Consider the following 25986-nt stretch of genomic DNA (forward strand, 5'->3'; position numbering starts at 1 on the left):
GTATAATAGAAATAGACAAACATACGTTCGAAAGGTGGAACTTCACATGGAACTCTTACTCGAAGAAAAAAATTATTTAAAAGAACAGATAAAAAAGACACCTTCTTTCATTCGCAGATGGACTATCTTTGAAAGTCGTTTACCCCAAATGCCTGAAAAACAAATTAGTTATTTTTTGAATCAGGCTACTCAAAAAAATAAAGCTATTGTTATTCAAATGAATGAATTAGACGAAAATGATTCCCCCCGCGAATGCGTGGGAATTCCTCAAAACTTTCGGAATAAAGAACAAATCATTATTAAACAAATGAATACACTATTTTTATGTAAATTTAATTCTATTCGTCATATTCGCCTTGTTTAAGCTTATTTCGTTATTTAAAAAGACACCTATTCCTTCCTAATTAATGATTAGGAAGGAATAGGTGTCTTTTGTTGTTTATTGAAACATGAAATATTGACCTAAAAAATTTAGTCTATTTCTATAGAGTGATAAGTCATACCAAGAATCTCAAAAAATCATAATACAGGAGATAATAACCGACTAGCTTTTTGTTTAAATGATTCCCATAGTGAAAAATTATCAATCATGTCTACAGTAAGTAGATAACTGTTCTCTCTATCTTCAAAAAATAATTTTTCTAATTTTTTAGTTAGTTTACGATCATAAATAAAAGTGTTTACTTCAAAATTCAGTTTAAAGCTTCTAATATCAAAATTGGCTGTTCCTACTGATGAAATTTCCCCATCGATCATAATAGTTTTGGAATGTAAGAATCCGTTGTCATAAATATATACTTCTCCACCCTTTTTAACTAATTCAGCTGCATAATATAAAGTAGCGCGATAAATAAAAGGATGATCGGGTTTGTTGGGAATCATCAATTTCACATCGATTCCTGATAATAAAGCGACTTCAAGTGTTTCAATCACCGATTCATCCGGTACAAAATAAGGTGTTTGAATATAAACGGTGTTCTTTGCCATACTGATCATTTTGAGAAAACCTTTTTTGATTGCCTGTAACTCAGAGTCCGGACCACTAGATACGATTTGTAGATCTGTAGAACCTTTTAGTGGGGCTACTGGAAAATAATTCAGATCATAATTCATTTTATGTTTTTTGACCGAGGCATTCCAATCCATTAAAAATCGTGTTTGCAATTGTAAAACTCCATTGCCTTCAATACGTAGATGAGTATCCCGCCAGTAGCCCATTTTCTCATATTCCCCTAGATAGTCATCTCCCACATTAAATCCACCAGTATAACCAATTTTACCATCAATTATAACTATCTTACGATGGTTGCGGTAGTTTAATCGTAAATTTAATAAGAGAAAAGGAGAACCAAAAAAAGGTTCAGCCTTTCCACCTAATTGAGTAAGTCTATCAAAAAAATCATTTCCAAGAACCTTTGCACCTAAAGGATCATATAGGATTTTAACTTTCACGCCCTGTTCAGCACGTTTTTCTAATGCATGTAATAATTTTCTACCTATTTTGTCTGCTCGGAAAATATAATAGGTTAAGTGTACGTGATCCTGGGCAGTATCTATATCTTTTATTAATTGTTCAAACTTTAACTTCCCATCGTCTAAAATATCCACTTGATTCCCTTTAGTTAAAACAGCAGCACTCGATTCGAGAAATAAATTGACCATTTCCATTGTTTTATCTACATAACGACTTTCTGGTAAATCAAAATTATCCTCATCGATTAATTTTTTTTGGGCTTCAACCAGTTGAGGAACACCAATTGCTTCCTGTGATTGAATATCAAATATTTGATTTTTAGAAATTTTCCTTCCTAAAAACAAATAAATAATAAATCCCAATACTGGAATTAAAACAAGAACTAACAACCAAGCCCAAGTGGCAGCTATATCTCTTTTTTCACGAAACACCGTAAAAATAGCTAACACTATATTTGCAAATAAAATAAATGAAACAATAAGTTGAAAAAGATCCATAGTAAATTCCCCTCAGGTAAACTTTATTTAATTGTACTAAACATATATAGAAAATGCTAAATAAAGCCCTTTAATAAATATTCAAAAAAAGTAGCTGGAATCAAATAATCTTTGAGTAGCAAAAAAAAAAAGGCAGATCACTCATCTAAATTCAATGACCGGTCCGCCCTCTCTCATTTTAAAAGTATGATAAGCTTTACCGAAGAAAACACATACTTCTTAACAGTTTTTTTCTCCTAGACTTTTTATTAATTGGATCAATGAATAGCTCCTCCAACTTCTTTTAAATCACCTTTTCCATCAAGCTTTATAATTGCCTCGATTGCTTTTTCTAATCCTTTAGTAATATCATTCAAATTCATACTAGGTTGATTGTTTTTATCTACCACTTGTTCCGGTATAAAGGGTACATGTATGAACCCTCCTTGAACATTTTGAAACTTTGTATCTATTAAATAAAGCAGTTGATACAAAATATGGTTGCACACAAATGTTCCAGCAGTATTTGATACTGAAGAAGGAATCCCTGCTTCTTTTATCTCGGATACCATAGCTTTGACCGGTACAGATGAAAAGTAAGCAGTTTTTCCATCTGGGCGTATGACTTCATCGATTGGCTGATTTTTTTCGTTATCTGGAATACGCGCATCGTCTACATTTATTGCAACTCTTTCAGGAGTGACTCCATATCTTCCGCCCGCTTGTCCAATACACAAGACTACATCGGGGTCAATTTTTTCCATCTCACTTTGTAAAACTTCAGATGATTTATGAAACACAGTCGGAATTTCCAGTTTGTAAACAGTTGCTCCTAAAATTGTGTCAGGAAGTTTCTTCACCGCTTCCAAAGCAGGATTAATAGCCTCGCCACCAAATGGATCAAAACCAGTTACTAATATTTTCATTAAACTCTCTCCTCATTAAATATAATTAAAATGCCCAGAAATACATCAAACCGACATGAACAATAATCATTACTATTGCATATGGAAATTGTTCTTTAATGACCCCATTAGGATTTTTCATTTCTAACAAAGCAACAGGTAAAGCATTGAAATTGGCAGCCATGGGCGTTAACAGTGTACCACAGTATCCTGCCGTCATTGCTAAAGCACCTGCAATTACCGGGTCAGCACCTTGAGAAATTACAAAAGGAATTCCAATACCCGCTGTAATTACTGTGAAAGCGGCAAAAGCATTCCCCATTATTATTGTAAATACAATCATACCTATTACATATGCTAAAACACCCGCAAGTTGATTTCCTTGAGGAATGACGGTGGAAATCATGTCCGCTATCACATCACCAACACCAGCAGCAGTAAATATCACACCTAGCGCCGCTAACAATTGAGGTAAGATACCAACTGTTCCTACTTGTCTTACCATTCGATCTCCCTCAGTGATAGCTTCTTTTGGTTTAGCTTTTGTTATCCAAATAGCAATTATTAATGAAGAAACAGCACCTAATCCGATCCCCACTTGTCCACTGAGTGGAGTGAATTGTGCAATCAAAATTGCTATTAATGCTAATGATACCACTGGAATAAATATTTTGTTTCCAATTCTATCGCTTCTTTTTTTGGCTTCTATTTCAGAAGTTTCTGAAATAGCTCCAATTTTAACTTGTTTAAAAAAAGTTAATATTCCCATTAATATAATTAATAAACCATTGATTACAGGTGGTATAACGTTTCCTAGAGCGAATGTTGCTGCTAGAAGCAACCAGAACATACCAGTTCCCCAGCGTGCAGGATGATTTTTGTCTAATACTGCCTTTATTCCGGTATATCCCATTAGTAATCCCGTAAGAATGAAAAATAATTCAAGTAGATTTGCTGACAACTGCTCCATTATTTGGCCTCCCTTTGACTATTTAGTTCAACTGCTGCCCCATATTTCTTTTTTAAAGAACGATCAAACCAAACATTCGAAATCAAAACCATTATTAAGGCTATAAGAGCTACTGGTAGTGAAGCCTGAGCTACATCGACTGCAGAAATTTCATAACCCAATGATTCCATAGTACCCGTAATCAAAAGAACCCCAGAGGCTGCAATAAATGTATTTTGAGCATAGAAGTTTCCTAGGTTCTCCATAGCAGCAGACCGAGCTTTAATTTTTTCTTTTGCTTTTTCAGATTCCAAGTTGTATTTTGTGGCCGCAGATGCTTGAGCCATGGGTTCAACTAAAGGCCGTACAAATTGAGTGTGACCTTGTATTCGAATCGAAAAGAAACCAGCTAACTCTCTAATAAACATGTACAGAGACAAAAACCTCCCAGGGGTTAATCCTTTTATGTCCTCAATTATTTTAGTAGCTTGTTGACGCAGTCCATATTTCTCTGTTAATCCTATCATGGGTAAAGTAAGAAAGAATAATGTTACTAGACGATTCGAAACAAATGCTTCACCTAATAATTGCAAAAATTCAATTATTGAAATCCCTGATACTAGTGCTGTAACTAAACCAGCTAATAAAACTACTGCTATCGTATCAATTTTAAAAACGAATCCAATTACAATAATAACAATACCGATTAAACGTAAATATTCCATATAGATCTCTCCTTTTATAATATTAATGACCCTATATTTGAGTATAAAGTAGAAAACACTTCCAATACAATAGATTTATTAAAATTAAATGAACAAACTCATCGATTTGCCATTTAATAAAAACGCTGTTTTCGTATAGATTGTTGCTTTCTTGACTATACTGTATAAAGGTTGGTATAATGCCGTTTGAGAAGGCGTTTAGGTATGTGGAAGAGTGTGTATGCAGACTTTACCGATTTAACTGAAACGGAGCAAATAGAACTATTTAATGCAATGAAACAAGATTTATTTCCAGATGAACCAGACAAAATCACAAAATTGCTTGATAAGATACGTGAAACCCGTTTTTCTTCGGGATTGGCGTGTGTTCATTGCGGAAGTACATCTTTAAAACGAAACGGAAAGTATCGAACACGTCAGCGTTATCTTTGTAAAGATTGCAATAAAAATTTCAACGATTTAACAAATACACCCTTTTCAGGCTCTCGTTACACCGAAAAGTGGGTTTCGTATATGGAAATGATGGTTGAAGGTTATACACTTCCCAAAATCGCTAAACGGCTTAAAATACACATATCTACTGCTTTTTATTGGAGACATAAGATATTAAATGCACTAAGTTCGCTTGGATACAATCAATTACAAGGAATTGTTGAGAGTGATGAAACTTTCTTCCACGAGTCTTTAAAGGGGAAAGAAGTTGCACATCGTAAAGCTGGAACGGGGCGTGTTAAAGCAGAAGAAATTGATGCGGTTATAGGGGAATTTATTCACCCTACTGCTTTGTTATGCACTGATACAGCAACCAACTATAAAAAGTTTGCAAAAATAAAGGGATTACAACACGAAACTATAAATGCTCGTCAAAAACAATTGGTCAAGAAGGGGATTTATCACGTTCAGAACGTGAATAACTTTCATAATCGTTTAAAGACTTGGATTAGACGTTTTCAAGGCGTTGCTACTAAGTATTTAGATAATTATCTATATTGGTTCCGTTGGCTTGAAATAGACAAACATTTAGCGTTTGAAAAACAAGTAGAGCAAATGCTTATTTCAGCGTGTCAAAAATCCAATTATAGGACTGTACAAATGCTCAGAACTGCATAAGAAAAGACCTCATTTTATTAGAGGTCTATGTGATTTCGATGTTTTATTGAGAATTCACGGCTTTCTTATAAGCTACACGTATTATAAAGTAACAAACTAATATGGTAATCAGTGATACAATCGTTGTCGAAACCGCATTAGGTTCTCCAAAGACTTTAAACCATACATTGGCTAATGAAATATCTAAACCTAACCAACGTAGAACTCCAAGAATGAAAATACCACCAACTATACCCAAAGTAATCACTAATGTAAATTTTGTTTTACTCATATTTTTCACCCCTTCAAATTAAATTAGCGAGACTTATTGTATTTATTATATATTATAGCAGAAAATTCTAATATTTAAGACAAACTATTAGTTTTTATGAAAACAACTATAAAACAACAATCTTTACGAAAACAGCGAATAAAAAAGAGCTGAATGATTAAATTCAACTCTCAATACCTCTTATTCGTTTTTTAATAATAATTGGATATATTTTTGCAATTCATATTCTCATCCTGTTTGCACAGAAACTTTATTATATCCCTATCCCAAAAATGGAACGGTTTGTTTTATAAATTAGCAGCAAAACTGTTGCTGTTGCTATGAATGTTGCCAATCCACTTACTCCATTCATTACAAAAGAATACCATACTGGGCTCATGCCTTCTGGTGCGTAATTCCCCCAAAAAATTATTCCTGCGATAAAATGCCAGAAAAACCTAGCCAAAACACCCACAAAAGAAGCTAAAGTGATAATAATTAGATGGTTCACTGTTCTTCCTGAATTACTTTTCAGTTGTCGATTAGAAAATAATCCAGCGAATCCGGCAAAGGCAAAAGCAATAACGTATTCAATAAATCCTTGCCAAAATGTTAAAATCACTGCATTTCCTATTAAAAAATGTAAAATCCCCCAAAGAAAACCTGCAAATACTCCTGGGACAAATCCTCTTCTTAAAGAGTATAAAGTGAGTGGAATCATACCTAATGAAATAGTAATTGAAGGTCCAATATTCGTGGGCAGTAATGATAATCCAATGGCTAAAGCTGCAATAATAGTTCCTTCAATCCAAACAGTTAATTTATTTTTCATAAAAAAAACTCCTCCTTTGATAGTCTCTAAACTGAACACAAAGGGGGAGTAAAATAGCAAAACTAGTTTATTCCATCTTGCTGCGACATTCCTACGTTTGTATTAACAAACAGGTTCGAAGGGTTAGAATAGGTATTCAATCTCAGCCAATAGGCACCCCTTGTGCAGTTTTGATTATTAAATTAATTTGTTAACGTCTTCTTTTTTTATTTGCACTAACTTCCATTATGACAGGTAAAATAATTGGACGTCTGCGAGTTTTCTGAAATAGATGTTTACCTAAAGCATCCCTAATATCTTGCTTCAAAGAACCCCAGTCGAATTTTTTGTTTTGCAAATTATCTTCAACTACATCTTTTACAATTCCAGAAGTTTCTTCTATAAGTTCCACACTTTCTTTAACGTATACAAATCCTCGTGTAACGATTTGTGGACCAGAAGCAATTTTTTTATTTTTTCTATCGATTGTAACAACAGCTACAAAAATGCCGTCTTCTGATAACAACCGTCTGTCACGTAAGACTATATTTCCAATATCTCCTATTCCCACACCATCGATTAAAGTATTCCCTGCTATCACTTGACCAGTAGCATGCATGCGGTCTTTATCATACGCAAGGACATCTCCATTCCCGAGTATAAAAATATTTTTAAAAGGAATGCCTACCTGATTTGCTAATTCAGCGTGTGCAGCCATCGTTCGATATTCTCCTTGAACGGGAACAAAGTAGGTAGGTTTCAATAAATTGATCATCAATTGTAAATCATTTGGAGTAGCATGCCCGGATGCTTTAAGATTATCGGTTATCTGTTTCACCGTTCCGCCTACTCTGTAGATCAAGTTTTCTGCCTCTGCTACAATTACTTCCATAGCTGTAGAGGGACTCGTGGCAATATATACTAAGTCCCCTTCTTTAACATTTACTTGTGAATGAGATCCTGTAGCCATTTTCATGAGTGCTTTGATCGGTTCACCAGGAGCCCCAGTTTCTAGAACAACGATTTGATCATCAGAAAATTTATTTATTTGTTCTATTGGAACAATCAGACTTTCATCCGGCAAAATCAATTTTTCCAGGCGAAGTGCAGTTCCAACAATTTCTTCTACGTTTTTCCCAGAAATAAAGATTTTTTTGTTTGATTTCACTGCAGCATCAAAAACCTGTTGGATTCTCAAGATATTACTGCCTACCGCAGCTACAATAATTCTGCTATTCGCATTTTGAAAAGTTTCTAGTACTTCTTCAGCTACTTTTAAATCTGAAACGTTCTCTATTGTACTCTCTGCTTCAGCGGAATCGCTAAGCAAAGCCAAGACTCCCTCTTTTCCAATTTCAGCTATTTGAGATAAGTCTGTTCGGTACATAGCTTTAGCACTTTGGTCAAATTTGAAATTCCCAGTATAAACTATAGTGCCTTCACCGGTTTTTATGGCTATTCCCATTGAATCTGGAATTGTATGTGTCGTATTAAAAAACTTCACAATAGTATCATTAAAGTCAATTTCTGTATGCTCATCAATGATATGATAATCATCAAATTCGATACCCATTCCGGTTTGTTTGGCAAATAATTTAGCCAATGCTACTGTCAATTCTGATCCAAAAACAGGAACGTCAAATTTTTCCAAGAAATACGGTAAAGCTCCTATTGCATCTTCATGACCATGAGTTAAAAAGACTCCAGCAATCTTCGAACGATTTTCTTCTAAATAACTAAAATCAGGAATGACTGCATCAATTCCAAATAATTCTTCTTCTGGATACATTAATCCACAATCTAAAACAAATAAATCATCATTAGACTCGACAACGTATAAATTTTTTCCATTCTCTCTTACCCCACCCAAGGGAATAATTTTTATTTTTTCCATTCTTTCACCTCTAAATTTTTTTATTATATTTTTAATATAAATTATCACTCTTACGTAATTTAATCATACGTACTCATTATTTATTGTAGCACAAAATATGAATAAATCATACTCACTGCATGTCATTAAAGAAGTTCATCTTTTTTTTGAGAGCTAGATTTAGTATAGTTGAACTGTACTATACGAGGAGGTACTTTAATGAATGAGCTTATTGACCAAGTTTTTTTTGAAGAATGCGCCAATTATTACCCTAAATCTATTGAAAAAAATTCTCTTCAACAAAAATTATCTATTTCATCCGACCAGCTTACTGATTTAATTCAGAAGTACAAAAAACATGAATTTCCACTAGAGGAGACAGCAAAAACTCTCAAATTCACTTTACCCATGCTTTCAATCAATCAGTTATCCCAGCAGCTTAAAGAAAAAACTATTGGAAGTACACTCAAGTTTTTCCCAGTAATAGACTCTACAAATCAATGGATAAAAAACCAGCCTACTCATGCCTTAAAAAATGGCCAAGTTGTATTTGCTCATAAACAACTTGCTGGATATGGTCGAAATGCTAAATCCTGGTCTACTCCCGCAGGGAAATCAGTTGCTTTGACGATTGTATTAAAACCTACTGTTCCAATTCTAAGACCTTACTTATTAACTCAACTAACGGCAGCAGCTCTTTATAATAGTCTGAAATCTTACGTACACTGCTCAATTAAATGGCCAAACGACCTCTTAGTCAATCAAAAGAAAATAGCTGGGATTTTAACGGAGTCAGTATATATTCAAAAAGATCCCAGTTATATTCAAATCGGTATTGGGTTAAATACAAACTTGCTGAATGCTGATTTACCTAGTTGTTTGCTGGGACTTGCAACTTCATTAAGAGAAGAAACAGGAATAATTGTTGACCCCAATGATATAATTACTGACTTTTTATTGCAATTTGAAAATCTATATAATAATTTTATTACTACTGATGATGCAGAAGAATTCTTATCCATCTGTCGAAAAAACTCAACTATATTGGGGGAAACTATCACTGTTCATCAACAAAATATCATTAGAGAAGGTACCGCAATCGATATTAACAAAGATGGATTTCTAAAAGTATTCTATTCTGATACACAGCAATCAGAACTACTGACCGCAGGAGAAATATCTATTCGCCCAGTATACTAATTTTTTTCAAAAAAAAAAACCGATCTCTGTTAAGTGAGTAACCTAACAGAGATCGCTTTTTTTATTCTTTTGATTCTTCTCTTTCTTTCATGACAGCTTTATGTGATAAATTTACTCTGCCTTGACGATCTACTTCTGTAACTTTTACTTCAATCTTATCTCCAACAGAAATTACACTTTCGACATCACTTATATATTTATCGGACAATTCAGAGACATGAACCAGTCCATCTTTGCCTTTAATTATTTCAACAAAAGCGCCAAATTTTTCTATACGTTTTACTGTACCATTATAAATTTTACCAACTTCGACTTCTTCTGTTAATTCTCCAATCATATCGATTGCATGTTGAATTGCTTTTGGATCTTGACCATATATATTTACATTTCCTTCTTCATCAATATCAATTTTCACACCAGTTTCATCAATAATCCCATTGATTGTTTCTCCGCCTTTACCAATGACTACTTTTATTTGAGCTGGTTTTATTTTAATTGATTCAATTTTCGGTGCGTATTCACTTAGCTCTTTTTTTGGTTCTGAGATTGTTGCTTCTAAATTATCTAAAATTTCCATGCGTGCTTTTCTTGCTTGGGTCAAAGCTTCTGAAAGAATTTGAGTTGTGATACCTTGGATTTTAATATCCATTTGTAAAGCTGTGATGCCTTTACGAGTTCCTGCAACTTTAAAATCCATATCTCCTAGATGATCTTCTAAGCCTTGAATATCCGTAAGCACTGTATAATTGTCATTTTCCATAACTAATCCCATAGCAATTCCACCGACTGGGGCTTTGATGGGAACACCTGCATCCATTAGTGCTAATGTTCCTGCACAAATACTTGCTTGGGAAGAAGAACCGTTAGATTCTAATACTTCAGCAACTAAGCGAATAGTGTAAGGAAAATCACTTTCATCAGGAAGAACTGCAGAAAGCGCACGTTCTCCTAAAGCTCCATGTCCAATTTCACGTCTGCCTGGTCCAAAGCGTCTGCTTGTTTCTCCAACAGAATACTGAGGGAAATTGTAATGATGCATGAATTGTTTACTGTCATTAGTTCCTAACCCATCAATAAGTTGATGTTCTTTTAAAGGAGCTAAAGTAGCAACTGACAGAGCCTGGGTTTGACCACGTGTAAATAATCCAGAACCATGAACTCTTGGTAGTAAAGAGATTTCAGAATCTAAAGGACGGATTTCATTGATTTTACGTCCATCAGGTCTTACTTTTTCTTCAGTGATCAGACGACGTACTTCATCTTTTTCCATACCGTCTACAATCTTTTTAACGTCTTTTATAATTGATTGAATATTCTCATCATCATGGTATTTTTCTTGATATGCATTCACAATTTCTTCTTTTAATGCACTTGTTTTTTCAGAACGGGCCATTTTTTCTTCAATCTGAATAGCTTTTTTCATTTCTTCAGTATATTCAGCATGGATTTCTTTAACCAACTCTTCAGACGGTAATACTAAGTCAATAGTCATTTTTTCTTTTCCAACTACTTCTGTAATTTCTTCTTGGAAATGAACTAATTCTTTGATCGCTTCATGCCCGAAAAGTAAGGCTTCTAGCATTTCATCTTCTGGAACTTCAAGTGCGCCACTTTCAACCATGTTGATTGCTTCTCCAGAACCAGCAACAGTTAGTTGAATATCAGATTTTAGTTCTTGTGCTTCAGTAGGATTCAATACATATTGTCCATCCACACGTCCCACATTGACTCCTGCAATCGGACCATGGAAAGGTATGTCCGAAACACATAAAGCGATTGAAGATCCAAACATTGCTGTAATTTCTGGTGAACAGTCTTGATCTACCGAAAGAACTGTATTTGTAATTTGAACTTCATTTCTAAAGCCTTCATCAAACATTGGACGAATAGGACGGTCAATTAAACGCGCTGTCAATGTAGCATTTTCAGAGGGGCGTCCTTCACGCTTGATGAATCCTCCAGGTATTTTACCAACTGCATACATTTTCTCTTCATAATTAACTGTTAATGGGAAAAAGTCTGCTGTTCCAGCTGATTTACTGGCAACTACAGCCGTCAAAACGGCTGTATCACCATATCGTACTAAAACTGCACCATTCGCTTGCTTTGCAAGTTGTCCAATTTCCACGGTAAGTGTTCTGCCTGCAATTTCTTTACTAAATATTTTTTTATTTGTCATATACTGTATCTCCTTTATCTGTACGATTGATTTGCTGCACACTCGACTACTAAACAAATGTCAATTTATAAGAACGTTTATAAAATCACATTTGTATAGTAGATCTTTAGCGGGCAACAAACCTTTTTCCACAAAAAACAAAGCGAGATTCATGCGAACCTCGCTTTAAAGAATTTATCGAATTAACGACGTAATCCTAGACGTTGAATCAATTCACGGTAACGAGTGATATCTTTGTTACGTAGATATGCAAGCAAGTTACGACGGTGACCGATTTTTTTCATTAATCCACGATAAGAATGGAAATCTTTTTTATGAACACGTGCATGTTCATTTAATGCATTGATTTCTTCTGTTAGTACAGCAATTTGTACTTCAGGAGAACCTGTGTCTCCTTCTTTACGTGCATAATCTTTAATTACTTCATTTTTGCGTTCTTTACTAATTGCCATGTTTCTAGCACCTCTTTCCTATTTTTTTGTCCTTTAACCGAGAAAAACGTTGGTGATGCGTCGATCCAAGTAAAAGGATGTGGTTTTTACGCACATATAAAATTTACAGTAAATACAGCTAAAAAGCAAGGGTTTTAATCATGATCTCCCATTCTTTTTTTATTTCAAGGAATACCGGGATCTTAACTCTAACACAATATCTCTTAAGCTAGCAGCTTTTTCAAAGTCTAATTCTTTAGCTGCTTGCTTCATTTCCAGTTCCATAGTTTCAATCACTTCTCTTCTTTCATCTCTTGAAAGGGAAGCCAATTTTTCAGATGTGGATTCTCCCTTTCCATCAACTAATGTCGAAATTTTGATTAAATCACGAACTTTTTTCTTGATTGTTGTAGGTGTGATTCCATGAACAGAATTATATTTTTCTTGGATCGCTCTTCTACGATTTGTTTCATCGATAGCAAATTGCATAGAATCAGTAATTCTATCTGCATACATTATTACTCTACCGTTTTCATTTCTAGCCGCTCTCCCAATCGTTTGTATAAGCGCGCGATTGCTCCGTAAAAACCCTTCTTTGTCAGCATCCAAGATGGCTACCAAGGACACTTCTGGAACATCTAATCCTTCTCTCAAAAGATTGATACCAATCAATACATCAAATTCGCCCAACCGCAAGTCCCGAATGATTTCTGTCCGTTCTAGAGTTTTAATATCACTATGCAAATATTTAACCTTGATACCTGCTTCTTTTAGATAATCGGTCAAATCTTCCGACATTTTTTTCGTTAACGTCGTAATGAAAACTCGTTCGTTCCGCTCGGTTCGTAGTGCAATTTCTTCAATTAAATCATCAATTTGTCCTTTGATCGGTCTAACCTCAATTTGAGGGTCTAATAGGCCCGTTGGCCGGATGATCTGTTCAATAACTGTGTTTGTTCTTTCTAATTCATAAGGTCCAGGTGTAGCAGAAATATACAAAATCTGGTTAACGTGTTTCTCGAATTCTTCAATTCTCAATGGCCGATTATCTAGTGCGCTTGGTAAACGAAATCCATGATCGATCAATTGTTGTTTTCGTGCTTTATCACCATTGTACATCCCTCTAATCTGAGGCATCGTCATGTGAGACTCATCAATAACGAATAAAGAATCATCCGGAAAAAAGTCTAATAGCGTATATGGAGATTCCCCAGGCTTTCTTCCATCCATATGGCGGGAATAGTTTTCTATACCTGGACAATAGCCCATTTCCATGAGCATTTCAATGTCATAGTTTGTGCGTTGCTCCAATCTCTGAGCTTCTAGTAATTTATTTTCCGAACGCAATTTTTCTAATTGCTCTACTAATTCTTTTTTTATCGATGCTATTGCTGAACGTGTTTGTTCATCATTAGCTACAAAGTGAGTAGCAGGAAAAATTGCAGCATGTTCTAAATCTGCTTTTACTTCCCCAGTTAACACATCGACCTCTCGGATTCGATCAATTTCATCTCCGAATAACTCCACTCGGATAGCTTCACTTTCTCTAGAAGCTAAGAAAATCTCAACTATATCTCCCCTAACTCTAAAGCGTCCACGTTGAAAATCAATATCATTTCTCTCAAACTGCATATCGACTAATCTTCTGAGTAAGTCATCGCGCTTTATTTCAGTTCCAGCTCTTAGAGATAAAACATGATCTCTATAATCCAGCGGGTTTACTAAACCATAAATACATGAGACTGATGCAACAACAATGACATCTCTTCTTTCCAGAAGGGAACTTGTTGCGGAGTGTCTTAATTTGTCTATTTCATCATTAACACTTGCTTCTTTTTCTATAAATGTATCGGTTGATGGAACATACGCTTCCGGTTGGTAATAATCATAATAACTCACGAAATATTCAACTGCATTTTCTGGGAAAAATTCTTTGAATTCACTATACAACTGTCCAGCTAATGTTTTATTGTGTGCAATAACTAATGTAGGTCGATTGACTTCTTGTATTACATTTGAAACTGTAAAAGTTTTCCCCGTCCCGGTAGCGCCTAAAAGGACCTGTTCTTTTAGATTTTCACGGAGACCTCTTATTAAACTTTCTATTGCAGCTGGTTGATCTCCACTGGGTTGATAATGTGATTGCAATTTAAATTGATCCAATTCCATATATATAACTCCTCTCTCTATATGTTGACATTAATATAGATTTTTCAATCTTCTTTTCCATTTTACTGAAGTATGGCAAGATAAGAAAGGAAAAAGCCCATACCTTTTAAAAGGTATAGGCTTTTTTTACTAAGTTAATTACTTAGATAATTTTGAGCTTAAGCGCGATTTGTCACGACTAGCTTTATTTTTATGGATTAATCCTTTTGAAGCAGCCATGTCAATAGCTTTTTTTGCTTTTCTATATAACTCATTTGCGTTATCGTCATTTGCTTCAGCAGCTTTCAAAAATTTCTTTTTAGCTGTGCGCATTGCACTAACATGCGTGACATGTTGAGCAGCAGTTTTTTCAGATTGACGGTTGCGTTTCACTGCAGATTCAATATTTGGCATTCCATACACCCCACTTTCAAGTCTAACCAATACATCTATTCATTGGTTCATTTCAACATTGTTAATTATACAGAATGACGAAGGATTTTGCAATCCTTAGCTGTAAAGTTTTTTTACTTGATAGGAAGAATCTTGTTTCGATACCGCACAGAAACTCAAAATGAACAGTTCAAATTGCATCTGAACATTCCCCTGTCCAGTTTTAATTCTGTAATCTGCTTCGATCAAACCATTGTATGCTTGCGATAATGTGGTTTGTTCAAACTTTTTTTCTTGTTGTAAGGCTAATTTCACACGATAAGGATGAACTTTGATCAATTTTGCAATATCCGCCTGCTGATACCCTTTTGTTCGTAAAATTTTCACTTGTAAAAGAAGTCTAAATTGAGACAGCATTAAGGCAATGATCTTAATCGGTTCTTCTTTTTGCAAGAGTAATTCCTGATATAGTTCTAATGCTTCTCCCGTATTCTTTTTAAGAATGTAGTCATTCAATTCAAAAATATTTTGTTCTAAGGATTTTGATACAAGATTTTCTACAGAAGTGAGAGTAATATGCTTGGTATCCATATGGTATATTTTTAATTTTTCGAGTTCATTCATGATGTGTGTAAGATGTAAATCAGTTAAAGCCAACAATTTTTCAAATGCTTCAGGCTGAATAGAATAACCAGAGGAACGAATTTCTTCTTTTATAAAAGATTTTGTTTCGTACTCTTTCATCGGCTGGGTATCGATTAATATCGCCACTTTTTTAAGTAGCTTAGTTATTTTTTTCCGTTGATCTAATTTAGAATAAGGTGCGATAAAAACAAGTACTGAAAATTCAGACGGGTTTTTCAAATAGTTTTCTAATCTAGTAAAATCATGTTCTATTTTTGCTTTATTCTTTTCTCCAGTTAAAAAAAAGGGATTCTCAATGAAAACAACTTTTTTCTCTCCAAAAAATGGAAAAGACTCGGCTTCTTCTAAAGCGCTCCCTAGAGGATGTTCTTCCATGTCATATTTCGCAAAGTTAAATTCATTCACTTCATTATTTAGGAAGCTATCAATCATATTCTCTTTTACGCGATTTACCAAATAGGATTCTTTTCCTAATATTAGATAAATAGGCTTGGGTTTATTTTGTTTTAATGAGATCAACACTTCTCCAATAGACATAATCATCCAACTTTCTTTTCATCCATCATTTTACAGTTTGAATTTTATTTTTACTCTTTATAAAAGAGTAGGTGAATCGAATAGCTCCAGATTCGTTTGTTTGGTACACTTTTACATTTTGGTTAAATAATATATTCAATACATCCTGATGAGGATGTCCATATCGATTGTTATCGCCGACTGAAATCCAAGCGTATTCTGGATCGATCCAATTTACAAATTCTTTGCTGCTTGACGTATTACTACCATGATGAGCAACTTTCAATATATCTACAGGTATTTGAGAATAACTCGATTGAAGAATGCTTTCTTCTATTTGAGAAATGTCTCCTGTAAATAACCAATCTTTCTTTCCAATTGTACCATATAAAATCAAAGAATCACTGTTGTTACCCGTACCTACACTCCTAGGACCCAAAATGGTCAAGGGGATATGTTTAGAAATATTCGATAAAACTTCTTCTGGATAAACTTCAGAGATGATAGGTTGTTGGGTTGAGAAATTCTTTTTTATAGCTAAAAATTTTTCGTTATTTAGAGTTCCGCTTGTACCTATTATCTCTTTTATTGTTATTTCTTTAGCCAAGTCGGAAAGAGCTTGGATATGATCAGCATCACTGTGAGTTAAAATCACCTTATCTATAGAAGAAACACCTACACTTTTTAATGTAGGAATTAAAATTGATTTTCCGATAGAATATGGCTCTTTTCTATTTTGCCATTCTTCTTCAGGAAAATCGATAGTACCACCCGTATCAATTAGAATAATTTCTCTTGAATACGGCGCTCTTAAAAGAATTGATTCGCCTTGACCGACATCAATCATCATTATTTCACCATAGAATGGATGCTTTTGAGCAAACATTAGTAAAAATAAGATGGATACAACAAAACAAGTTCTCTTTTTCTTGTACTCTCCCTTTTCTAATAATATATACAAATAAAGGCTAATAACAATTAACAGTACCATTATTATAGGGGGGAATCGCCCAGAATTAAACGTTAAAAAAGGTATTTTACTCAAGGATTCAGCAATTTTTTCCATACCATATATCAATAGCAAAGAAATTGCTTGAAATACCTGACTAACTATTGGTAACGGTATAATTATTGTTACAACTAAGGTTAATAATAGGACCGGAATGATAAACAGTGAGAAAAAAGGAATAAATACCAAATTAACGATTACTGCAGCCCAAGAAAATTCAAAAAAATGGTAACTAAGTATCGGAATAGCTGCCCAAAACAATACTACGGAAGTAACAAAATGAGTAGAAATAGAATAATTTTTTCGTAAAAACTTGGCCTCTTCCATTATTATGAGAAAAAAACTCAACGCAAAGCTAAGTTGGAATCCTACTTTCCATACATTATATGGATTTAGTATTATTACAAATACTAATGCAATGGACCATTTGTCCATTTGACTAAGCTTTATAGGAAGAAATAAACACAAAATTTGGATAATAGTTTGAGTGATCGATCGTAATACACTCATTCCCCAATCAGTTATAGTTCCAAACATTGGAAGTATAACTAATAAAAAAACACCACTTTCTTTCTTAGTTAATCCCATTTTCAATAATAAATGTTCACAGTTGTTTATTATTAAGGATACATGTAATCCAGAAATAGAGAGCAAATGCACAATTCCCAAATAGCGAAAATAATCATAAGTTTCTTGAGAAAATCCATCTCTGTCTGCGAGAAATAGTAATTGTATATAATTATTTAAAGGATAGGTAAAATGATTATCTATAAAAGAAATTGCTTTTTCTCTTAAATATGAAAAATATATCGGGAACATTCGAAATAAATTTCCGCCCTCAGAATGACTATCTTGAATAGACTGTGCTTCAAGAACCCAATATATATTTTCGGATAATAAAAAATTGCGGTAATTGAATTGATTAAAATTAGATGGTTCACTAGGATATTTCAACTCGCCTGAAAATTCTATAAGGTCAAGAGTCATTGAGTTTTCCCACTCTGTTTTCTCATCGCTAGTTTCCAGTTTTTTACGTATTATTACTTTTTCACTCTTGTTATCTGGACGTAACAGTTCAGCTTCAAAACGTACTAAATCTCCATCGACTTTAACAGTATCTTGATAAATATATCCTTCAAAAACCGTTTCATCCTTATTGATGTTTGAAGTTTCATGGTGAACAGTAAAATAAGCTAGTCCCCCGTAACTAAAAATGAACAGGAGAGAAACTAGCATGACTAACTTTTCTCTAAGAACTAGCACCCTGAAAATCCACAAAGCCAAAAGTAAAAGGCTCCAATATGACGCGTTACTTACAAAAACTAATGTACTGATTAAAGCGGAAAAAGCGACAAATACTAGACGATCATACAAATAACGTATAAATTTTATTCATCTAGGTCATTGATTATTATTTGATCGTTTGAATCTATTTCGAATTGAAGAGTTTGAAAAAAATCTTTTGGAATTGCAACCTTTGATACATCCACATTACTTTGCTTTAATAGATTTATTGCATATTCATTGTTATGATAGTCATTCAAATAATAAATATGTTTAATTCCAGCTTGAATAATCATTTTTGTGCATTGCAAACAAGGAAAATGAGTGACATAAATTTCAGCATCTTGAGTAGGAACTCCAAATTTTGCGCATTGGAGAATAGCATTCATTTCTGCATGAATCGTGCGCACACAGTGGCCGTCTATTACGTAACATCCATCATCTATGCAATGTACATCTCCACTTACGGATCCATTATATCCTCCGGAAATAACTCGCTTGTCTCTGACTATAGTTGCTCCTACAGTCAAGCGAGTACATGTGCTCCTTTGAGCTAACAGTAAGCTTTGTGCCATGAAATATTGATCCCACGGTATTCTTTTTTCCATTATAAACTCCCTTTAAAACATTTTTCATTAAGTATACAAAAGCAAAGTCAAAGGTGCAAACCCATTTTTTTACAAACTTATCATTTCTTTAATAGCTTCAAATGTTTTATCGCCAATTCCCGTTACATTCATTATTTCCTCTATTGTCTTGAAGCTCCCAACTTCCTCTCTATACTGAATGATTTGGTTTGCTTTTTTCTCTCCGATACCAGGCAGAGCCGTTAACTCTGTAGCAGTAGCTCTATTTAAACTAATTTTTTGATCGCTTGCTTCTCCCTCAAAGATGGTGTTCTCATTTATTTCTTCTTGATTTGGAATGTAAAGTAGCATTTGATCTGTTAATAGTTGCGCCAAATTTATTGTTTCTGTGTTTGCCTCTTCAGTTACGCCTCCTGCCTTTTCAATTGCTTGGTATATTCTTGTTCCGTCCTCAAAAGAATAAATCCCAGGACTCTTCACTGCCCCTTTTACATCAATAATCAATTCTGTAGGTTCGCTTTCTATTTCAGTGGATTCTAATTTTTGTTCTGTAATTAGTTGCACTTCACCAATTTTATTTTCTTCACCCTCAAAGATATTAGAAAGAAAGAAAATCATTATGACGAAAAAAATACCGATTACCCCAGTCTTAATTAGAGTGCTATATGAATTTATCCATAATTTTATCAAACTTAAAATTTTCTCAATCTTAGCATTGATCTATCTCACTCTCCTTTTTCACACAATCATATATACGAAACAATAAACAAAAAAATTTTGTCATGTTGGATCTATGAATAAAAAAAAGAGTCGGATAGATTCCCGACTCACTTGCTTCTTATTCAAACTTTTTTTTGATTGCTGTATTAATAATCGAAGGAAGAAAAGGTTCGACTGTCCCATTAAGTTTAGCTACTTCTTTAATCAATGAAGAACTGATATGCCGATATTTTTCATCAGCAAACAAAATAACCGTTTCTAAATTTTCATTTTGCACTTTATTCATTAAAGCAATTTCATATTCGTATTCATAATCTTTAACAGTCCGAACTCCTCTTAATAAAACGGTCGTGTCTAGTTCATTTGCCAGATCGGCAGTAAGTTTTCCTGAATGTTCAAGAACAGAAATTTTTGAATAGTCTTTTACAACCTCTTTTATTAATCCTACTTTCTCTTTTGCAGAAAACAGACCTTTTTTTGATGTGTTCGTAGCCACAACTATTATTACTTCTTCAAATAATCGAGTACCTCTAACAGCAATATCTAAATGACCCTTTGAAAAAGGATCAAAACTACCCGCATACAGTGCTTTTGCCATTAGTAGTTTCCCTCACCTTCCAGCATATACTCATAAAAATAACAGGTTGTATTTCCATAGTTCACCTTTTTTAACAAGGATACCTGATTAATATTTTTATCTAAACTTGTGTGTTTATCTACTTCGCAGACAATAATCGCATTTTTTTCTAGTAAATCGAGCTTTTGTAGATCCTGAATATCTTGCAGAATTCTTTGCTTTGCATATGGAGGATCCAAAAATATAATCTTGAATTTTATTTTTGATTGGGATAATTTCTCAAGTGCTAAAGCAGAAGTCGTTTTAATTATTTCGAATTTGTCTTCGTTTTTTGTTAACGCTACATTTGTCTGTATTGTTTGGATAGCTTGTCTAGATCGATCTATTAAATAAGCTTTTTCTGCTCCTCTGGACACCGCTTCGATACCCAGGGCTCCACTTCCAGAGTACAAATCTAAACAATCACCACCCTCAAAATATGGACCGATAATATTGAATATCGATTCTTTGATTTTATCTGTAGTTGGTCGTGTGTTTTGGCCAGGTACAGACTTTAACTTTCGACCTTTAAATTCGCCAGCTATTATGCGCATTTCAACATTTTCCTTCACTTAATATTTTATTTATTTGATTACAATAAAGATAAATCATCCATAGGATTTGAATGCTTTTCATCTTCTTTTTTTTCTTTACGAAGTGAGTCTAGGACCCCATCATATGTTACCTTGATTGCACCTCGATAGGATGGTTCAACTCGTCTCACGAAATGGAATTTAGTTATTTTTTTTATAGTTTCTTCCAATTTATCTTGATCAACATATAATACGACATAATTCATTTTTTTAGATATATAGTGTATTAAGCCGTATCTTTTTAATTTATTTATAAATTTCGGTGTATAAATCCAAATAATTAACCCTTGCCGGTTTTTTTCATTTTCCTCGCTCATGTATATCAACTTCCTTTCGTCTTTAACAGTATACCAAAATTTCAACATATCAGAAAGACTCATACTACTTTGCTCAAAAAAAGGGGAAAGCGCAAGCCTCTCTCCCCTCATTTTTCAAAAAATTATTTTAACGGATGATTATTTTGCTGCCGTATATATTTTTCTTGTGCAGAAACATTTAATACTGCACCAATTCCAATCGAAATAGTCAGTACGCTTGATCCACCATAACTAATGAACGGGAAAGTTACCCCGGTTACTGGCATTAGACCCAATACACCTCCAAGATTAATAGAGGTTTGGATCAATAATAAACTAGCTACCCCTATGCTTACTAACGAATTAAATGGGCTCTTAGCCCTTATACCAACTAGAAAAATTCGGAGAATTAAAAATGCTAATAAAAGAATCAACGCACCAATACCAACCAGTCCGAGCTCTTCTCCAACGATTGATACAATAAAATCAGTATACGGTTCTGGTAAATACCCCGTTTTCTGAACCGATTCTCCGATTCCAACTCCAAAAAGCCCTCCACGGCTCAGCGCATAATAAGAGTTTATTAACTGTAGTCCTGTACTTTCAGATAAGGAAAATGGATCCCAAAAAGCTAAAAACCGATTGTATTGGTAAGTATGTGGAAACATCTTTTCGCCAAAATGAATTACTGCAGCAAAAAAAGCAGAAATTCCAGATATTCCTAACCCTATAAAAAAGAAACTTATCTTTGTAGATACTCCACTACTAATAATCATGACAAAAGCGACTAAAAGCACTATTAGAGCTCCCCCCACATCTGGTTGGATAACTATTAAAAAGATAATAGAAACTACGAGACTAAGAGGTTTCACTATGAATTTACGGAAGTTATTCACGATTAGCGACTGTTTTTTTGAGAAAACACTAGCAAAATACCATATCACAATAATTTTAGTAAACTCTGCTGGTTGTAACCCTATCGGTCCCAAATCGATCCAGCCTTTAGCCCCATTTATTTCTTCACCGAAAAAAATCAAATAAATCAATAATGCCATAATTCCAAATACGGCGAGCATAATTATTTTTGTTGATTTTAAAATTTTTGTAGGCAAGAAAAACATAAATGAGGTTACAAAGAAACTAATACCAACAAAAATACTCTGACGAATCATATAATGCATAGGATTATCAAACTCACTCAATGCTAGATAAATACTTGCACTATAGACCATCAAGACACCTGTTACACTCAAAATAATGAAAGGTATTAAAATATAATAGTCAATAAATTTTGTTTTTTTCATATAATGAGGGTGCTTCCCTTCCCCCTCTCTCTATTTCACTTCTTTTTTTTTTCTTCAAATACGTCATCATAAACTTCACTTACATATTTTTCTAAATCACTCAACATGCGTTGCCCTTTTTGTTCTGAGATTATTTCCATGTGAATGGCAAATTCTATCTTTTTTGAAAATCCAAACATGTGAGTATCAACCACTTCTTCGAAGGCTGGACAATCTAAACACAAATAATTTTTTTGTTGGTGAATTAATTTATAAATTTTTTGAGAATCAGCAAGAAGCAAATCTACAGCTTTCTCTTTAAAATGAATATCCATGACCATAAACCCCATTTCTTAAACTAGCTATAATTATATCACAGAAAGTGAAGGCAATTACCAAATTCCTCACACTTCATCATACTTTCGTGATTATATTACTATTCTTCAAATGAGATTTTTCCGATTATATATTTGTTTACTATTTTCCTTACTATCGATTAACATCATCAAAAAAATAGGACTAGCAAACTAAATGATTTCATTTAGTTTACTAGTCCCATTCTAATTTTATTTAATAAAATTTATGATTCTGTTAAGCTTTTTTTCTTTTTTTAGCTACTTTTTCTCTTTCACTCTTATTCAAAATCTTCTTCCGTAAACGAATAGATTCTGGAGTTACTTCACAGTACTCATCCTCAGCAAGAAATTCTAAAGATTCTTCCAATGTTAATTTTTTAGGTGCTTTAATTACATTTGTTTGATCTTTGTTAGCAGACCGTACATTTGTTTTTTGCTTTTCTTTTGCAATATTTACTGTGATATCATTATCTCTTGAATTTTGTCCGACAATCATACCTTCGTAAATTTCAGTTCCTGGTTCAATAAATATTGTACCACGATCTTCAACGCCCATAATTCCGTAAGTTGTAGCAACGCCTGTTTCAGTAGAAACCAGCGCACCATTTCTACGTTCTCCAATTTTTCCGCTTAAAACAGGTAGATATTGGTCGAATGTATGGTTCATAATTCCATAACCACGAGTCATAGACATGAAGTCATTCGTAAACCCAATCAACCCACGAGCAGGTGCTAAGAATATCAAGCGAACTTGACCATTTCCTGTATGGATCATATCTTGCATTTCACCTTTACGCTGACTGAGATTTTCAATGATTGAGCCCATATATTCTTCTGGGGTGTCAATTTGAACACGTTCAAATGGTTCGCAATCTTTTCCGTTGAATTTTTTAATAATAACTTCCGGTCTGGAAACTTGTAGTTCGAATCCTTCACGGCGCATATTTTCAACTAAAATAGATAGATGTAATTCACCTCGGCCTGAAACGATCCATGCATCTGGAGATTCAGTGTTGTCAATACGAAGAGATACGTCTGTATGCAATTGAGTCATCAATCTTTCTTCTAACTTACGAGCTGTAACCCATTTCCCTTCACGTCCAGCAAATGGAGAATTATTAACTAAAAATGTCATTTGGAGCGTTGGTTCATCGATATGCAAAATTGGTAATGGATCAATGTGATTTGATGGCGTTACTGTTTCACCAACAAAGATATCTTCCATACCGGAAACTGCAATCAAATCTCCTGCTTTAGCTTCTTGAATTTCTTCTCTATCCAAGCCAAAGAATCCCAAAATTTTAGTAACACGAAAGTCTTTAGTTGTTCCATCTAATTTACTTAGTGTAACAGAATCGCCTACTTTGATTGTGCCTCTGAAGACTCTACCTATTCCAATTCTTCCGACATAATCATTATAGTCTAATAATGAGACTTGGAATTGTAAAGGTTCGTCACTGTTATCAATTGGAGCTGGAATTGCTTCCATGATCGTTTCAAAAATAGGATCCATAGTTGGTTCTTGATTACTTGGATCTTCAGAAAAACTACTAGTTCCATTTAATGCTGACGCATACAAAACTGGAAATTCTAATTGTTGTTCATTTGCGCCTAATTCGATAAATAAGTCTAACACTTCATCTACAACTTCTGCAGGACGTGCAGTGTCTTTATCGATTTTATTAATAACGACTATTGGAGTTAGTTTTTGTTCAAGTGCTTTTTTCAAAACGAAACGGGTTTGCGGCATAGTACCCTCGTATGAATCCACAACAAGAACTACCCCATCAACCATTTTCATGATTCGTTCAACTTCGCCACCGAAGTCTGCGTGTCCAGGTGTGTCCAAAATATTGATACGATTTTCTTTATATTGTACTGCAGTATTTTTTGCTAAAATTGTAATACCGCGTTCTTTTTCAATAGCGTTTGAGTCCATTGCACGTTCACCAAGATTGCTATGACTACCTAGGGTGTCAGATTGTTTTAATAATTCGTCAACTAATGTTGTTTTACCATGGTCAACGTGGGCAATAATCGCAATATTACGTATATTATTTCTTTTTTTCATTTGATTTATTCCTCCAAAACTTGTCCACTCATTTTCATGAGTTTATATAAAAAAAGCACCTACTCTTAAATATAACTGGTTAAGAATAAATACAGTGATTACTCAATTTATCTTCAACTTTTATATTATATCAGTTTCTAGCACTATTGCAACCTTTTCTTTTCTAAATAGCCTAAAAAATCTTTGATAGATTGCGGAGTGCCACATGCAAATGATTGTTTATTCAACAAATCAATTGCCATTCCATCAAAATTCCGTGTCACTAAACCTGTTTCAGCAATGAGTATTAAGGCTGGTGCGAAATCCCACGGCTCTAGTGAAGAAGCTAAATAGAGTGCCGTTCTGCCCTGTAAAACCTCCATCATTTCCAAGCCAGCGGAGCCGATCATACGCACACCGAGAGATTCGTTTCCTAAATTACGGTGAGTCTCAAATTCTTTCCGAAAAATTATTTGTGAGTTTAGAGCTAACAAGCCATTTCTCATAGAAATATTCTTCGGTTGGCTGATTTTTTCTCCGTTGACCCATGCTCCTCTACCTTTAGTTGCTTCATACAACTTGTTGTTGTATACATCGTAAATCATTCCTATTTGACCTACTCCATCTTCATATACGGCTATCATTACAGCATAATTTTTTTGTTGCATAATAAAATTCGTTGTCCCATCGATCGGATCCAAGTACCAGATATTACCGTCCAATTTTGTTACGGTATTTCCAAAACCTTCTTCACTAAAGATGAGTTCGTCAGGGAAATAAGTTCGGATTTTTTCAACAAAGTATTTTTCTATCTCTTTATCAATATTTGTAACTAAATCTGTTCGGTTACTTTTCTGTTGAACAGATAAATCATTTTTTAATAAAATTTGTATTTTATCTCCAGCTTCTAGAACCCACTTTTTTATCAACAGCGTTCTTTCTTCGAGATTCATTGCCATATATGTTCACCCCTCATCTCTCTATTTTATATAAAAAGAACTATTTTAACAAAATATAGCTATTTGGTCTTGTGGAGAAAAGGACTATTTAATACTCCTACTTATTAATTTTTAGAGTATCTTCTTTTTCTATGTATAAGTACTTTTT

The 25986-nt window shown here is 34.0% G+C and carries 25 protein-coding genes and 1 riboswitch; of the genes, 3 read left to right on the forward strand and 22 right to left on the reverse strand.

Going from position 1 to position 25986, the window contains the following annotated elements; translation table 11 throughout:
• Nucleotides 1-46: 46 nt before the first annotated feature.
• The gene (locus H626_RS0100440; protein WP_027107568.1) at nucleotides 47-364 is read left to right on the forward strand and encodes a hypothetical protein; all 318 of its coding nucleotides are present in this window, start codon (nucleotides 47-49) and stop codon (nucleotides 362-364) included.
• A gap of 155 nt (nucleotides 365-519) precedes the next feature.
• Here the strand turns inward: H626_RS0100440 and cls are convergent, their stop codons facing one another.
• The 4 genes from cls to H626_RS0100460 all read right to left on the reverse strand — a co-directional run bounded on the left by cls (nucleotide 520) and on the right by H626_RS0100460 (nucleotide 4529).
• Nucleotides 520-1971 carry a cardiolipin synthase gene (gene cls, locus H626_RS0100445; RefSeq protein WP_027107569.1) on the reverse strand — a complete coding sequence of 484 codons (1452 nt, stop codon included), beginning with the start codon at nucleotides 1969-1971 and terminating at the stop codon, nucleotides 520-522.
• A gap of 257 nt (nucleotides 1972-2228) precedes the next feature.
• On the reverse strand, nucleotides 2229-2876 hold the full coding sequence (pcp, locus tag H626_RS0100450; RefSeq protein WP_027107570.1) for a pyroglutamyl-peptidase I: 648 nt from the start codon (nucleotides 2874-2876) through the stop codon (nucleotides 2229-2231).
• A 25-nt stretch (nucleotides 2877-2901) separates the two neighbouring features.
• Nucleotides 2902-3825 carry a DUF979 domain-containing protein gene (locus H626_RS0100455; RefSeq protein WP_027107571.1) on the reverse strand — a complete coding sequence of 308 codons (924 nt, stop codon included), beginning with the start codon at nucleotides 3823-3825 and terminating at the stop codon, nucleotides 2902-2904.
• Nucleotides 3825-4529, reverse strand: coding sequence for a DUF969 domain-containing protein (locus H626_RS0100460; RefSeq protein ID WP_035618108.1), 705 nt, complete (start codon nucleotides 4527-4529; stop codon nucleotides 3825-3827). The genes H626_RS0100455 and H626_RS0100460 overlap by 1 nt, the downstream gene beginning before the upstream one ends.
• Nucleotides 4530-4733: 204 nt before the next feature.
• On the opposite strand from H626_RS0100460, the gene H626_RS0100465 reads away from it, so the two are divergent.
• A complete protein-coding gene (locus H626_RS0100465; protein WP_027107573.1) occupies nucleotides 4734-5639 on the forward strand; it encodes an IS1595 family transposase in 906 nt (301 codons plus the stop codon).
• A 43-nt stretch (nucleotides 5640-5682) separates the two neighbouring features.
• On the opposite strand, the gene H626_RS0100470 is transcribed toward H626_RS0100465, so the two are convergent.
• The 3 genes from H626_RS0100470 to H626_RS0100480 form a co-directional block, all read right to left on the reverse strand.
• Entirely contained in the window at nucleotides 5683-5910 is a 228-nt protein-coding gene (locus H626_RS0100470; RefSeq protein ID WP_027107574.1) for a hypothetical protein, read from the reverse strand.
• A 253-nt stretch (nucleotides 5911-6163) separates the two neighbouring features.
• A complete protein-coding gene (thiT, locus tag H626_RS0100475; RefSeq protein WP_027107575.1) occupies nucleotides 6164-6721 on the reverse strand; it encodes an energy-coupled thiamine transporter ThiT in 558 nt (185 codons plus the stop codon).
• Nucleotides 6722-6791: 70 nt separating this feature from the next.
• Nucleotides 6792-6892: riboswitch (TPP riboswitch) on the reverse strand.
• A gap of 19 nt (nucleotides 6893-6911) precedes the next feature.
• Nucleotides 6912-8594, reverse strand: coding sequence for a ribonuclease J (locus tag H626_RS0100480; RefSeq protein WP_027107576.1), 1683 nt, complete (start codon nucleotides 8592-8594; stop codon nucleotides 6912-6914).
• A gap of 198 nt (nucleotides 8595-8792) precedes the next feature.
• Here H626_RS0100480 and H626_RS0100485 point away from each other — a divergent pair, with 198 nt between their 5' ends.
• Nucleotides 8793-9773 carry a biotin--[acetyl-CoA-carboxylase] ligase gene (locus H626_RS0100485; RefSeq protein WP_027107577.1) on the forward strand — a complete coding sequence of 327 codons (981 nt, stop codon included), beginning with the start codon at nucleotides 8793-8795 and terminating at the stop codon, nucleotides 9771-9773.
• A gap of 61 nt (nucleotides 9774-9834) precedes the next feature.
• On the opposite strand, the gene pnp is transcribed toward H626_RS0100485, so the two are convergent.
• The 15 genes from pnp to H626_RS0100565 all read right to left on the reverse strand — a co-directional run bounded on the left by pnp (nucleotide 9835) and on the right by H626_RS0100565 (nucleotide 25838).
• The gene (gene pnp / locus H626_RS0100490) at nucleotides 9835-11952 is read right to left on the reverse strand and encodes a polyribonucleotide nucleotidyltransferase (RefSeq protein ID WP_027107578.1); all 2118 of its coding nucleotides are present in this window, start codon (nucleotides 11950-11952) and stop codon (nucleotides 9835-9837) included.
• A gap of 182 nt (nucleotides 11953-12134) precedes the next feature.
• Nucleotides 12135-12404 carry a 30S ribosomal protein S15 gene (gene rpsO / locus H626_RS0100495; RefSeq protein WP_027107579.1) on the reverse strand — a complete coding sequence of 90 codons (270 nt, stop codon included), beginning with the start codon at nucleotides 12402-12404 and terminating at the stop codon, nucleotides 12135-12137.
• A gap of 159 nt (nucleotides 12405-12563) precedes the next feature.
• Nucleotides 12564-14552, reverse strand: a complete 1989-nt coding sequence (gene uvrB, locus H626_RS0100500) for an excinuclease ABC subunit UvrB (protein ID WP_027107580.1) — start codon at nucleotides 14550-14552, stop codon at nucleotides 12564-12566.
• Between the two features lie 138 nt (nucleotides 14553-14690).
• Entirely contained in the window at nucleotides 14691-14945 is a 255-nt protein-coding gene (gene rpsT, locus H626_RS0100505) for a 30S ribosomal protein S20 (RefSeq protein WP_027107581.1), read from the reverse strand.
• 96 nt (nucleotides 14946-15041) lie between these two features.
• On the reverse strand, nucleotides 15042-16106 hold the full coding sequence (holA, locus tag H626_RS0100510) for a DNA polymerase III subunit delta (protein WP_027107582.1): 1065 nt from the start codon (nucleotides 16104-16106) through the stop codon (nucleotides 15042-15044).
• A 25-nt stretch (nucleotides 16107-16131) separates the two neighbouring features.
• The gene (locus H626_RS0100515; protein ID WP_169449756.1) at nucleotides 16132-18378 is read right to left on the reverse strand and encodes a DNA internalization-related competence protein ComEC/Rec2; all 2247 of its coding nucleotides are present in this window, start codon (nucleotides 18376-18378) and stop codon (nucleotides 16132-16134) included.
• 104 nt (nucleotides 18379-18482) lie between these two features.
• Nucleotides 18483-18986 (reverse strand): ComE operon protein 2, encoded by a 504-nt coding sequence (locus H626_RS0100525; RefSeq protein WP_084140119.1) that lies wholly within the window; start codon nucleotides 18984-18986, stop codon nucleotides 18483-18485.
• 69 nt (nucleotides 18987-19055) lie between these two features.
• Nucleotides 19056-19655 carry a helix-hairpin-helix domain-containing protein gene (locus H626_RS0100530; RefSeq protein ID WP_156883193.1) on the reverse strand — a complete coding sequence of 200 codons (600 nt, stop codon included), beginning with the start codon at nucleotides 19653-19655 and terminating at the stop codon, nucleotides 19056-19058.
• Nucleotides 19656-19803: 148 nt separating this feature from the next.
• A complete protein-coding gene (gene coaD / locus H626_RS0100535) occupies nucleotides 19804-20283 on the reverse strand; it encodes a pantetheine-phosphate adenylyltransferase (protein WP_027107586.1) in 480 nt (159 codons plus the stop codon).
• The gene (gene rsmD / locus H626_RS0100540) at nucleotides 20283-20855 is read right to left on the reverse strand and encodes a 16S rRNA (guanine(966)-N(2))-methyltransferase RsmD (RefSeq protein WP_027107587.1); all 573 of its coding nucleotides are present in this window, start codon (nucleotides 20853-20855) and stop codon (nucleotides 20283-20285) included. The genes coaD and rsmD overlap by 1 nt, the downstream gene beginning before the upstream one ends.
• Nucleotides 20856-20893: 38 nt before the next feature.
• The gene (locus tag H626_RS0100545; protein WP_027107588.1) at nucleotides 20894-21211 is read right to left on the reverse strand and encodes a YlbG family protein; all 318 of its coding nucleotides are present in this window, start codon (nucleotides 21209-21211) and stop codon (nucleotides 20894-20896) included.
• Nucleotides 21212-21333: 122 nt separating this feature from the next.
• Nucleotides 21334-22494 (reverse strand): FtsW/RodA/SpoVE family cell cycle protein, encoded by a 1161-nt coding sequence (locus H626_RS0100550; RefSeq protein WP_027107589.1) that lies wholly within the window; start codon nucleotides 22492-22494, stop codon nucleotides 21334-21336.
• A gap of 35 nt (nucleotides 22495-22529) precedes the next feature.
• Entirely contained in the window at nucleotides 22530-22808 is a 279-nt protein-coding gene (locus H626_RS0100555; protein ID WP_027107590.1) for a DUF1507 family protein, read from the reverse strand.
• A 256-nt stretch (nucleotides 22809-23064) separates the two neighbouring features.
• Complete coding sequence (typA, locus tag H626_RS0100560) at nucleotides 23065-24900, reverse strand: translational GTPase TypA (protein WP_035618112.1); 1836 nt, start codon at nucleotides 24898-24900, stop codon at nucleotides 23065-23067.
• A gap of 143 nt (nucleotides 24901-25043) precedes the next feature.
• Nucleotides 25044-25838: an inositol monophosphatase family protein gene (locus H626_RS0100565; RefSeq protein WP_051237684.1), complete on the reverse strand. Its 795-nt coding sequence runs from the start codon at nucleotides 25836-25838 to the stop codon at nucleotides 25044-25046.
• Nucleotides 25839-25986 lie beyond the last annotated feature (148 nt).

This window comes from Lacticigenium naphthae DSM 19658 (genome assembly GCF_000425865.1).
Lineage (GTDB): Bacteria > Bacillota > Bacilli > Lactobacillales > Carnobacteriaceae_A > Lacticigenium > Lacticigenium naphthae.